The organism is Halorubrum sp. CBA1125, assembly GCF_009742825.1.
GTDB lineage: Archaea > Halobacteriota > Halobacteria > Halobacteriales > Haloferacaceae > Halorubrum.
On sequence record NZ_WPCE01000087.1, the window covers coordinates 1 to 11,768 of the forward strand.

The 11,768-nt window shown below is 68.2% G+C and carries 12 protein-coding genes, 1 tRNA gene and 3 pseudogenes; 9 read left to right on the forward strand and 7 right to left on the reverse strand.

The features are described from left to right. Together GJ633_RS09250 and GJ633_RS09255 are read right to left on the reverse strand one after the other, a co-directional pair. Positions 1–572 (reverse strand): annotated as a pseudogene (locus GJ633_RS09250) (COX15/CtaA family protein); the annotation flags it as partial. Positions 573–1,054: 482 nt separating this feature from the next. Next, on the reverse strand, positions 1,055–1,510 hold the full coding sequence (locus tag GJ633_RS09255; protein WP_321168997.1) for a DUF5814 domain-containing protein: 456 nt from the start codon (positions 1,508–1,510) through the stop codon (positions 1,055–1,057). Positions 1,511–1,684: 174 nt separating this feature from the next. Here GJ633_RS09255 and GJ633_RS09260 point away from each other — a divergent pair. The 7 genes and pseudogenes from GJ633_RS09260 (at position 1,685) to GJ633_RS09290 (ending at position 5,547) form a co-directional block, all read left to right on the forward strand. Further along, positions 1,685–1,757 (forward strand) — tRNA-His (locus GJ633_RS09260). Between the two features lie 187 nt (positions 1,758–1,944). Beyond that, a pseudogene (locus GJ633_RS18505) lies at positions 1,945–2,124 on the forward strand (hypothetical protein); the annotation flags it as partial. 153 nt (positions 2,125–2,277) lie between these two features. Continuing rightward, on the forward strand, positions 2,278–2,685 hold the full coding sequence (locus tag GJ633_RS09270; RefSeq protein WP_156588588.1) for a PPOX class F420-dependent oxidoreductase: 408 nt from the start codon (positions 2,278–2,280) through the stop codon (positions 2,683–2,685). A gap of 84 nt (positions 2,686–2,769) precedes the next feature. Continuing rightward, entirely contained in the window at positions 2,770–3,171 is a 402-nt protein-coding gene (locus GJ633_RS09275) for a DUF5518 domain-containing protein (RefSeq protein WP_156588589.1), read from the forward strand. 108 nt (positions 3,172–3,279) lie between these two features. Then, a complete protein-coding gene (gene merB, locus GJ633_RS09280) occupies positions 3,280–3,942 on the forward strand; it encodes an organomercurial lyase (protein WP_156588590.1) in 663 nt (220 codons plus the stop codon). A gap of 58 nt (positions 3,943–4,000) precedes the next feature. Next, positions 4,001–4,633 (forward strand): helix-turn-helix domain-containing protein, encoded by a 633-nt coding sequence (locus tag GJ633_RS09285; protein WP_156588591.1) that lies wholly within the window; start codon positions 4,001–4,003, stop codon positions 4,631–4,633. Positions 4,634–4,758: 125 nt separating this feature from the next. Next, positions 4,759–5,547 carry a histidine kinase gene (locus GJ633_RS09290; protein WP_231741316.1) on the forward strand — a complete coding sequence of 263 codons (789 nt, stop codon included), beginning with the start codon at positions 4,759–4,761 and terminating at the stop codon, positions 5,545–5,547. 38 nt (positions 5,548–5,585) lie between these two features. Here GJ633_RS09290 and GJ633_RS09295 read toward each other — a convergent pair whose 3' ends face one another. From GJ633_RS09295 to GJ633_RS17170, 5 genes and pseudogenes are all read right to left on the reverse strand, one after another. Continuing rightward, positions 5,586–6,377: a 2-amino-3,7-dideoxy-D-threo-hept-6-ulosonate synthase gene (locus GJ633_RS09295; protein WP_156588592.1), complete on the reverse strand. Its 792-nt coding sequence runs from the start codon at positions 6,375–6,377 to the stop codon at positions 5,586–5,588. A 160-nt stretch (positions 6,378–6,537) separates the two neighbouring features. Beyond that, on the reverse strand, positions 6,538–7,476 hold the full coding sequence (gene trpA, locus GJ633_RS09300) for a tryptophan synthase subunit alpha (RefSeq protein ID WP_156588593.1): 939 nt from the start codon (positions 7,474–7,476) through the stop codon (positions 6,538–6,540). Position 7,477: 1 nt separating this feature from the next. Continuing rightward, positions 7,478–8,782, reverse strand: a complete 1,305-nt coding sequence (gene trpB / locus GJ633_RS09305; protein WP_156588594.1) for a tryptophan synthase subunit beta — start codon at positions 8,780–8,782, stop codon at positions 7,478–7,480. Continuing rightward, a pseudogene (gene trpC / locus GJ633_RS09310) lies at positions 8,779–9,584 on the reverse strand (indole-3-glycerol phosphate synthase). Before trpC ends, trpB begins: the two are co-directional and overlap by 4 nt. Positions 9,585–9,826: 242 nt before the next feature. Continuing rightward, positions 9,827–10,198 (reverse strand): hypothetical protein, encoded by a 372-nt coding sequence (locus tag GJ633_RS17170; protein WP_197431308.1) that lies wholly within the window; start codon positions 10,196–10,198, stop codon positions 9,827–9,829. A 139-nt stretch (positions 10,199–10,337) separates the two neighbouring features. Here GJ633_RS17170 and GJ633_RS09320 point away from each other — a divergent pair, with 139 nt between their 5' ends. After that, positions 10,338–10,802: an MGMT family protein gene (locus GJ633_RS09320; protein WP_156588595.1), complete on the forward strand. Its 465-nt coding sequence runs from the start codon at positions 10,338–10,340 to the stop codon at positions 10,800–10,802. Between the two features lie 92 nt (positions 10,803–10,894). Next, positions 10,895–11,768: NFACT family protein (locus tag GJ633_RS09325; protein ID WP_197431309.1), on the forward strand; the 874-nt coding region annotated here is incomplete at its 3' end.

An 11,768-nucleotide genomic window follows, 5' to 3' on the forward strand; every position in this document is an offset into this window, starting at 1 on the left:
CGACCGTGACGACGAGCCCGAGGTGACCCGCGAGCCCGGCGACGTAGAAGCCGGCCTGCGCGACCGGCGCGTAGGTGACGAACGGGACCGCCCGCGAGAAGATCCCGCTCGCGAGGACCCCGGCGACGGCGATCCCCGCCGCGAGCCGGAGCAACCGCGGGGAGCCGCGCCCGCCTCCCCCAGATCGTCGCCAGGCCGAGCAGCGTGAAGATGCACAGCGCGACGATCAGGTGGGCCGCGTGCGTCGACACCGTGTAGCCGCCGGGGACGAGCCCGCCGAGGGTGACCGTGATCGCGCCCACCGTGATCTGCAGCGGGAGGATCGCGACCGCGAGCGTCGCCGCCAGCCGCGTCCGGCGGTCGAAGCTCCCGAGCCACGTCCAGCCGGCGACGCCGACGATCAGGAAGCCGGTGACCATCGCCCATACGCGGTGGAACCACTCGATGAAGTCCGGGTTGATCGTGAGCGTCGGGATGAACTGGTCGGCACACAGCGGCCACTGGGCCTCACACGCCAGGCCGGAGCCGGTGGCCGCGGTGTAAACGCCGAGCGCGAACAACACCAGCGTCATCCCCGTCGTCGCCGCCGCGTATCGCCTGAAGGTCAGCCACGCGGGCCGAGTCATTGGTCGCGCTCGGGCTCGCGCGCACTTAGACCGTTCGACCGCTCCACGCGGCCGGGAACGCGGTGGACCGGGCAGAAACCGCTACGGGGTCGTTTTCTACTCATAAGGGAACCGCGACGGCGCGCGCCTCCGAGCGCCCTGATAAGGCGCGAGGAGCGCGTGCGAGGGAGTCGGTCGCCCGAGCGAAACGAAGGGCGACCGACGAGGTTGGGGAGGCGTGAGGTGTTGTGCGGGGCGGGACTCAAAGGGGCAGCCGGGAGGGCGGCGGCGGCGACGCAAGCACCGCAAGGAGCGAGTGAAACGAGCGACTGAGGAGCGCAACGAGCGTGCGTCGCCCTCCCGGCTGGGGCTTTGAAGATATTCGCTCTCGATCCGGGGTCGGAAATCTATAATCGATCGACAGAAATCCCAGCAGCGACCGACCCGGCTTATCCCGACAGCTCCCGCTTCGCCCGCCGCGCCCGATCGGACATCTCATCGTTACCCTCGACGTCGGCGAGCGTCTCGACGGCCTCCAGCGTTCGCACCGAGTCGTCGAGGAACGAGAGCACGTCGCCGGTGTACGCGTACACCATGTAGTCGTCGGTCATCACGTCGACGATCGCCTGCGGACCGAGCCCCTCGGCGCGGAGTTCGAGGACGTAGCGCATGAACTTCTCCTCGGGACAGCCGCAGTAGGGGTTCGCCTGACAGTCGCAGTCGAGGAAGTCCTCGGCGAAGTCGAGGATGCGGTCGCGGGTCGTGGAGTCGAGCTTCGAGAGCCCGTCACCGGTGAAAAGCAGGTCGAGGGTCGCCCCGGCGAACGCGCCCTTCGGGACGTTCGTCTCCAGCTGGGAGGCGAGCTGCCGGTGGTTCTTCACGTAGATCTTGTCGGGAAAGGCCACGGGTTACCGGCGTCTACGCCGTCGGCCGGCAAAAGCGGTGTGGTCGTCTCCGACTCGGTGGCGACCAAGGAACGACTGTGACGGGGGCGCCAGTCTGATCGACGACATCCCGTCGCACGCCCGTCCGGGAGTCGTAACCGTTATTTATCGAAGCGAGATAGGTATCGACGCGTGTCCGGGTTAGGGTAGTGGACTATCCTTCAGCCTTGTGGAGGCTGAGACGCGGGTTCAATTCTCGCACCCGGACCTACACGGCTTCGCAGTGTTGCGTTTTCACCGGTTCTCAACACAACGAGAACCATATGTCTCAAGTCAAAAAGGCGGGTATCCGGGTGGTCACCAAACCCTCCGAAGAATACCTGTCACAACGCCAGTTGACCGACTACCGAGAACACCGAGAACGCCTCATCGGCTGGATGGTAAACATCGGGGAGGAACCCTACGTTCTCGGCCTAGGACGCAGGACACGCCGGACGCTGACTGTCAACCTCGCGATCGCCTTCGGCGCGATCCTGCTACGGGGGACCCCGCTACCCCTCGCCGTGGTTGGCCACGAGGGATCGACGGTCCTCGTTTCCCTGAACGGCCTTCGACTACTCGGATTCCGTGAGTGAGAGTAGGAGAGGGCAGTTTGGACCCAAAACGCCCCAACCCGCTGAACTCGAATGTACTCTCGCTCTGTATCCGGCCGAACGTGACGCGGAGATAATTCGTACGTGACAGGTTCCCCTGTGATATATAGTGTGTCAGTCCGCGGTATACGGAGTATGTCGGAGATCCCTCGTTCGTACCTGGACCTGTTCGAGAAGAAGACGTTCGCGCACGTCGCAACGCTCATGCCGAACGGGATGCCCCACGTGACGCCCGTCTGGATCGATTACGACGCCGACACCGAACGCGTACTCGTAAACACTGCGAAGGGACGGCAGAAGCACGTCAACGTGCAGAAAGATCCGCGGATCGGGGTGAGCATCACCGACGACGAGGACCCGTACCGAGCGCTGTCACTCTACGGCGAGGTCGACGCCATGACCGATGAAAACGCCGCCGAACACATCGATTCCCTCGAGCAGCGCTATCGCGGTCACGAGGAGTATCTGGGTGACAGAACGAACCGTATCATTCTGAAGATAAAGCCGCACGAGGTACTGACGAAAGAGAGTCATCGGAAATAGCTTCGGAACGGCTTATAAACGGTCCCACTCCAGTGGGAGCAAGTCTCCGTGCTGGGGAGCACGTGGATACGAACGGGTTCCACGATGAGTGTTTCAGACCACCAGCGAACTCGTGAACCGGACAGTCACCCCCGACCAGAGACGCGCTGGCGTACCCTCCGCGACGGGCTCGTCGGCGGCACCGTGGCCGCCGTTCTCTCGTTTTTGCCGCTGTCGGAGGTCCTCGGTGGCGGGATAGCGGGGTACCTCAACCGTGATACCGGTCGGAACGGAGTCGCCGTCGGAGCGATCGCCGGGTTCGTCGCCTTCCTCCCGTACCTTCTCGTCGGTCTCTCCCTCGCAGCGTCTCCCGGAATCGCGCTGCCGGGACCGGACCTCGGGCTGTCTCGGGCGTTCGTCATCGCCGGAGCGGCCGGCGTCGCCTTCGTCTACGTCGCGGGTCTGAGCGCGCTGGGCAGTCTGCTCGGGAACACGCGGTCCGACTGAGCGTGCCCACCTGAGGCGCTATCCCGTCTCGGCAGATCGCAAAAAGTCCCCCACGTCACTGGGAGCAAGGACCACGCGCATCCGTCACGTCGTTCCGACTGGAAGACGATGTGTGACTCACAGAACGACATCACGACGCAGAACCACGCGGGTGCGTGCTGTACCGGCGAGGCGCAGACGACGAGTCGCGGACGGACTACCGACCGCTGGCTCGACGGATCCGACGTGCTCGACGTACCGCTGCCCGCGGACCTGCAGTCAGCGCTCGGGCGGTTCGTCGGCAAAGAGTCGGTCGATACCCTCGGCGAGTGGGCGACCGAGATCCGTCGTCTGACCGGTGGCGGGTCGATCGCCGTCGAGGAGTTGTGTCACGCCAGTGCGGAGACGGACCACTGGGGCGATGTCGGCGACGAGCGGTACTACTTCCAGTGTTTCTACGACGCGGTCATTCTGGCTGCCGTCGAGGAGCGACCGGTCGATGTTCACACGGTGAGTCCCGGCGGCACGGTCGTCGAAGCGCGCGCCGTCGGGAGCGACGAACTCTCGGTGACGCCGACGGACGCCGTCTTCTCGCTCGGCATCGACGAGCACGCCGGCGAACGGTCCGGCGGCGATCCGACGCTGGAAGACGGGTACGCTGCGATCTGCCCTTATGTCAGAGCCTTCCCCGACCGGGAGGCGTACGAACAGTGGGCTGCCGACGTGCCCGCGGCGACGGTCGCGCTGCCGCTGGCTGGGGCGACGGACGTCGCCAGCGCGCTCGTCGTCTGAGCGACTGCCCAGTATACTGGGCACAACACTGTAGGCGCTCCCCGTTCAAGTGAACGGTATGCGCGAAGCCGAGGTCAGTGTCACCGACACGGAATTCGAAGCGATGGGGGTCGGCGAACTCCTGTCACTGACCCGGGAGGCTGGACTCCGGACCGTCGACGAACTCGCCTGCCGTGGCACGGGAGCAGTTCTCCAGGTCGAGGTGGAAACGAGAATCGAGGAGGAGCGGTTGACCGGGATCGAGTGTGTCGACCGGTGGAATCACGTCACCGAGCGAGACGACTCGCACCTGTACCTCGTCTCGTTCACTGCCCCGGAACTCCCGGAGAACCTCGAAGAGACGACAGACGACCTCATCGGGACGTGCGATCCGGACGTCGACGACCGGAGCGCCACGATGTCGCTGGTCGGTCCTCACGACGCGATCTCCGGGCAATTGCAGGAGTACGAAAAGGCGGGGGTCTCGCTTAGCCTCCAGCGGATCGGCAGGTACGACGGCCCGGACTATCCACTGGACGACCTGACGGCCCGCCAGCGCGAAGTCCTGGAGACGGCCTGGGAGATGGGTTACTACGAGGTGCCGAAGGACGTCTCGGCCGAGGAGGTCGCGTCCGAGATGGGGCTCGACCCCTCGACCGTCAACGAACACCTCCAGCGCGCCGAGCGGAACCTCCTCGGTCGACTCCTCTGAATGGCGCTTGGTGACGGTTGATAGCGTTTCTCATAGACGACACACGCCCCGTGTTCACACGCCGTTCGTATCACCGAACGCCCGGGGAACGACTCAAGGGCGTGGGCGGAGAATCCACAGTGGTGATGTCGCTTCCCACGGGATCGCACCTGAGCGGGTTCCTCGACGGCGACCCGGACGACTCCCTCTCGCTGGCCGTCGTCGGGGACAGGCGACCGCAGCCGACCGATCGGATGCTCCGCTCCCTGTTCGAACGACAGCCGATCGAGTTCGTCACCGCTACCGACGAAGGGGACGACCGAGACGACGCGGACGCCAGCGCCGCGTACGACCGGGTCCTCCTGTTGCGGGACGGCGAAGTCGTCGCCCGGTCGCCGCTCGACGCCCTCGAACGGACGATCCTCCACGTCAACTCGGACCTGTACATCACGGGCGCGGTCGGGATCGAAGAGATCGAACTCCCGGACGTCATCGGAGCACTGACCGACACGACGTTCCACGTCAGGGGATTCCCGGAGTCCAACTCGGAGAAGCTCCCGCTCATCCTCATCTCCCGGTACATCGAACGGCTCTCCGCCGATCACGGCGGGACCCACCGCGCCTCCTTCCAGCGGCTCTCGCGCATCCGCGACGAGCGCGGCACCGAGAACGTCTACCGGACGCTGGGTACGGGGGCGGCCGACGTGCACGTGTACGGTGTCCCCGACTGGCTCCCGCCGCGCGGATCCAGGCTGAAGATCCACGCCGGTTACGCCGTCGACCACGAGCACACGTGGTTCGTCCTCCACCGGTCGGAGGCCCGGACCGCGGCGCTCGTCGCGATCGAGGTCGATCCGAACGAGTGGCTCGGCGCGTGGACGTTCGACCGCGAGCGCGTGACGGCGATCGAAGCGGAGATCAAAGAGTACCTCTAGGCGGGACGTCCGTGGTCGGTCCTCGGTCCGGAGCCGACTCAGACCTCGACGAGGCCGCCGGCCGCGAGCGCCTCGTCGACGGGCGCGTCCTCGTGGACGACCGCGGACACGGCGCGGGCGATCCCCTCCGGGTTCTCGTGCTGGAAGATCGACCGCCCCATCGACACGCCCGCGGCGTCGCCGTCCATCGCGCCGCGGACCATCTCGATCGTCTGCCGGTCGGTCCCCTTCGAGCCGCCGGCGATGACGACCGGGAGCCGCGTCGACTCGGTGACGCGCGCGAACGAGTCGCCGTCGCCGGAGTACCCCGTCTTCACCACGTCGGCGCCCAGTTCCTCTGCGAGCCGGACGGCGTGCCCGAGCGACTCGGGGTCGGACTCGTCGACGCCGGGGCCGCGGGCGTACGCCATCGCGAGCACCGGGAGTCCCAGCCGCTCGGCGGCCGAGGTGAGCTCCGCCAGCTCTTCGATCTGGTCCGGCTCGTGGTCGGAGCCGACGTTGATGTGGAACGAGACGGCGTCCGCGCCCGCCCGGACCGCGTCCTCGACGGTGCCGGTGACGCGCTTGTCGTTCTCGTCGGGGCCGATCGTCGTCGACCCGTTGAGGTGAACGATGTAGCCCGCGTCGTTCTTGTTGGGGTGGACGCGTCCCGCGATGCCGCGCTGGGTGAGCACCGCGTCCGCGCCGCCGGCGGTGACGCCGTCGATCGTCGACTCGATGTCGACGAGGCCCCGTACGGCGCCCATCGTGATTCCGTGGTCCATGGGAACGATAAGGTATCGGTCGTTCGTGGAGATGCGCTCGAGTCGTGCTGTGTGTCCTGCTGTCATGGTGTGTTCGGTCGTTGTGTGAACCTGTGGCAATCGAAGGTAAGTGGGTTTCGTTCGGGGACGTATTGGCTCGAACCGCGACGGGGTCGGACGAACCCCACGGGACTCCCTCGTGACCCCGCCGAGATCTCGCCGCGATTCCGTTAGCCGCCCCCACCGGTCACTGTGACTCGGCGGCGCCGACCCGGGCCGCGTACCCCCGCTCGGCCCCCTCCTTCAGCTCTCGGGAGAGCGACTCCAGCCGGTCGGCCACCGCCGCTGTCGGACGGTCGTTCGCCACGCCGTCGCCCACGATGTCGACGAGCGCCGACCCGACGATGACGCCGTCGGCGCCGCCGGCGACGATGCGCTCGGCGTGTTCGCCCGTCGAGATGCCGAAGCCGACCGCCTTCGGCACGTCGTAGCCGGACAGGCGGTCGAGGCTCTCGGTGGTCTGCTCGGAGACGTCGCTGCGGGCGCCCGTGGTCCCCAGCCGCGCCTGCACGTAGACGTAGCCCGACACGCGCTCCATGATCCGGTCGAGCCGGTCGCCGCGGGTCGTCGGCGCGACGATGAACACCAGGTCGAGCCCGAACTCGTCGCAGGCCTCTCGCAGCGGGTCCGCCTCCTCTGCGGGGAGATCCGGAACGACGAGCCCCTCGATGCCGGCCGCAGCGGCTCGCTCGACGAAGGGGCGGGGGCCCGACGCCGCGCCGTACTGGTAGATCAGGTTGTAGTAGGTCATACAGACCAGCGCGGCGTCGACGTCGAGCCCCTCGGCGAACGCGAAGAACCGGTCCGGCGTCATCCCGGCGTCGAGCGCGCGGACGAGCGCCTCCTGGATCGTCGGCCCCTCGGCGATCGGCTCGGAGAAGGGGAGCCCGAGCTCGATCACGTCGGCCCCGCCGCGATCGAGCGCCTCGACGTACGCCTTCGAGGACGCCGCGTCGGGGTCGCCGACCACGAGGTACGGAACGTACGCCGGCCCGTCCGCGAACGCCTCGGCGATGGCGGCGGAGTTGGCACGGGTGCCCTCGGCAGTGACGCGGGCGGCGGAGTCGGCGGGGTCGGCAGAGTCGGAACGGTCGCCGTCTCCGGTGGCGGTCGGCTCGTCCGCCATCTCAGATCCCCTCCGTGAACATCGACATGTCCGGCGCGCCCGCGATCTCCCGCTGGTCCGTCTCCTCGATGACCGCCTCCAGGTCCTTGTCGCCGCGTCCGGAGACGTTGACGACGACGCGATCGCCGAGTTCCTCGTGGTGGTCCTCTAAGAAGCCGAAGGCGTGGGCGGTCTCCAGCGCGGGGATGATCCCCTCGGTCCGGGAGAGCCGGTGGAACCCCGCCAGGGCGGCGTCGTCGTCGACCGCGACCGGGTTCACCCGCCCCTCGTCGACGAGATAGGCGAGTTCTGGCCCGACGCCGGCGTAGTCGAGCCCGGAGGAGACCGAGTGGCTCTCCATGATCTGCCCGTCGCGGTCTTGGAGGAGCTTGGTGCGCGCGCCGTGGAGCACGCCCTCCTCGCCGGTGTACAGGGACGCGGAGTTGGGCGCGACGCCCGCCTCCTCGTCGACCTCCAGCGTCGAGCCGCCGGCCTCGACCGCGTGGAGGCTGACGGCCCCGTCGTCGACGAAGCCCGCGAACGCGCCCATCGTGTTCGAGCCGCCGCCGGCACAGGCGACGATGTCGGTCGGGAGCTGTCCCGTCTTCTCTCGCGCCTGCTCGCGCGCCTCCTCGGAGATGACCGCCTGGAAGTCGCGGACCATCACCGGGAAGGGGTGTGGCCCCACGACGCTCCCGATGACGTAGTGGGTGTCTTCGACGGTCGCGGCCCAGTCGCGCATCGTCTCGGAGATCGCCTCCTTCAGCGTCCCGCGGCCCGTCGTGACCGGCTTCACCTCGGCGCCGTTGAGCTTCATCCGGAAGACGTTGGGGCGCTGGCGGTTGATGTCGCGCTCGCCCATGTAGATCGTACAGGGCATGTCGAGGTGGGCGGCCGCCATCGCGGTCGCGGTGCCGTGCTGGCCGGCGCCCGTCTCCGCGATGATCCGCTCTTTGCCCATGTACTTCGCGAGCAGCGCCTGCCCCAGGGCGTTGTTCAGCTTGTGGGCACCGCCGTGGAGGAGGTCCTCGCGCTTGAGGTACACGTCTCGGCCGTAGCGCTCGGAGAGCCGGTCGGCCCGCTGGAGCGGCGTGGGGCGGCCGCCGAAGTCGGCGAGCCGTCGGCGGAACTCGTCCATGAAGCCGTCCTCGTTGTCGAGGACGTACCGCTCGTAGGCGTCGGTCAGCTCTTCGATCGCCGGCATCAGCGCCTCGGGGACGTACTGGCCGCCGTAGCGGCCGAACTTCCCGTCCTCGCGCCCGCGCTCGCGGCCGGGGCGTCGCGCCGTCTCCGTTCCGTCCGTCGTCTGGGTGTCGGTCTCGCTCATGTGGGTGACTCCGTGGTCTCCGTGGTCGTTTCCGCGTCCGCCTCGGCCCGCGTCAGCTCGCGCGTGTTCGCTGCCACGTCGCCGTCCATGATCGCACTGCCGACCAGCAGCGCGTCGGCACCGGCGGCCCGCATCCGGCGGCGTCCGCGGGCGAGCCGATCCCGCTCTCGGCGACGAGCGTCACGTCGTCGGGGACGTGTGGCGCCACCGACTCGAAGGTTCCGAGATCCACCTCCAGCCTCGCGAGGTCACGGTTGTTCACCCCGACCGTCGTCGCGCCCGCGTCGAGCGCGGCCGTCAGCTCCTTGCGGTCGTGGACCTCGACGAGCACCTGGAACCCTCGGTCGCGCGCGGCGGCGAGGAGGTCGGGGAGGTCGTCGCCGACGAACCGGGCGATGAGCAGGACCACGTCGCTCTCGACGGCGTCGAGCTGCGACTCGTCGACGACGAAGTCCTTCCGGAGGACGGGCACGTCGACCGCCTCGCGAACCCGTTCGAGCGTGTCGACGCTCCCGCCGAAGTGCTCCGGCTCGGTGAGCACGCTGAGCGCGGCCGCCCCGCCGGCGACCATCTCCGTTGCGAGCGCCACGGGGTCATCCTCGCGGACGCCCTCGGTCGTCGGGCTCGTCGGCTTCACCTCGGCGATCACCGGGACGCGGCCGTCAGCCTCGGCGCGGTCGAACGCGGCCCGCAGGTCCCGGGGCTCGACGGCGACGTCACCGTTTCGGCCCTCGGCGGCCCGGTCTCGGGCGGCCGACAGGATCGACCGCACCGCCGGGGCCAGCTCGGTTGTATCGTCCATTACTGTACACTAATGAACGTATCTGTTCATAAGACTTGCGGGCACACCCGCTTCACCCGGATCGTCTGCGGTGCCGATCTGTCCCGGGAAGGAGAGATCGTCTGAGTAGAGGAGGATTCGTCTGGGAGAGGGGATATCGTCTGGGGGAGGGTTCGTCTGGGTGGAAGAGATGTCGTCTGGGCGCGCCGTCGCGGTCGCGGCGACCGCCGGCCTCGCGGTCGGCGCGTGGGTGGGACGTGCGATCAGCACCCGACGATCCGGTCCGTCTCGTCGTCCGAGGCGATATCTTCACTCCCGTCGTCGGGGGGAACGTCTTCGTCCTCGTCGGCGGGGGACACGCATCGGTCCTCGGATCCGGAAGACACGCCCGCGCCCGCCGCTTCGGTGAGCGGGTCCGCGTCCACCACACACCAGGCGTTCCCTCGACGACCGACCCGTCGCAGCTCGAGCCGGACCTCGTCGCCGCGTCCGACCTCGTCGAGCAGGTTCGTGAGGTCGTCGGAGTCGCACTCGACCACGTGGAACGTGCTGTTCCGGACGGGATCCCGGACCGTCATCGCCTCGTGGTTGTTCTTTACTCTGACGACGACGTACCTCCCGTCCTGTGCCGTCATGTGTTAACATACAGAGAAAGAGGCAATAACTGTTGGGGAGGCGTGTGTATCGGACGTACACGAGCGGCACCGCCGCCGGCCGAGTCGAGGCGGCGACGTCGCCCAACGTTTTACCCGTCGCCACCGACGTGGGACCCGTATGGACACCACCGGAACGTCGGGCGTCTTCGCCCGCGAGTTCGACGCGATCGATCGGGCGGTCGAGGTCGGCTTCGCGGGCGGACGGGTCATCTCGGTGTCGTTTCCGGCCGAGACCCCGTCGGACGCGGGCGACGACCACGAGCTGCTCGACCGGATCGGCGCGTACCTCCGCGGGGAGCGCGACGAGTTCGCCGACGTCGCGGTCGGGCTCACGGTACCCACCGACCGTCGGGCCGTCCTCGAAGTCCTCCGGGACGTGCCGTACGGGGAGGAAGTGTCGGTGAGCCGCCTCGCGCGGCTCGCCGCCCTCGACGACAACGACCCCGACGACGTCGAGCTCGTGACCGAGGCGCTCCGGGAGAATCCGGTCCCCGTGGTCCTGCCCGACCACCGCGTGCAGGGGGGTCCGTACGCCACCCCGGGCGAGGTCCGCGCTGTGCTCCGCCGCACCGAGGGGCTGTAGCGGCGGGTTCCCCTCGTCGCTCGCGAGGAAAGCGGTGGGGCGTCCACGTCCCACAACGACACGTCTTTTTCCGGCCCCCGTGTTGACGGCGTATGGACCCGAAGCGGGAGCTGTCGAGCATCGACCTCGGCGCGCTCGTCACCGAGCTCAACCGGTACGAGGGTGCGAAGGTCGACAAGGCGTACCGCTACGACGACGACCTGCTCCGGCTGAAGCTCCGCGACTTCGACCGCGGCCGGGTCGAGCTGTTGATCGAGGTCGGCGAGGTGAAGCGCGCACACGTCGCGGACCCGGAGCACGTCGCCGACGCGCCCGGGCGGCCGCCCAACTTCGCGAAGATGCTGCGCAACCGGCTGTCCGGCGCCGACTTCGCGGGCGTCGAACAGTACGAGTTCGACCGCATCCTCACGTTCGAGTTCGAGCGCGAGGACCAGAACACGACGCTCGTCGCCGAGCTGTTCGGCCAGGGCAACGTCGCCGCGCTCGACGAGACCGGCGAGGTCGTCGGGGCGCTCTCGACCGTCCGGCTCAAGTCCCGAACGGTCGCGCCCGGCGCGCAGTACGAGTACCCCGCCTCGCGGCTGAACCCGCTCGACGTGAGCCTCGGCGGGTTCGAGCGGCACATGCGGGAATCGGACACCGACGTCGTCCGGACGCTCGCGACCCAGCTCAACCTCGGCGGGCTCTACGCCGAGGAGGTGTGCGCCCGCGCCGACGTCGAGAAGGAGACGCCGATCGACGAGGTCACCGACGATCAGCTCCGCGCGCTCCACGACGCGCTCTCCCGGGTCGGCGAACGGCTCCGGTCCGGCGATATCGACCCGCGGATCTACGAGGAGGTGGTCGGCGACGATACAGAGGATCCGGAGACCCGCGTCGTCGACGTCACTCCGTTCCCGCTCGCGGAGCACGAGGACCTCCCGAGCGTCGGCTTCGATTCGTTCAACGACGCCGTCGACGAGTACT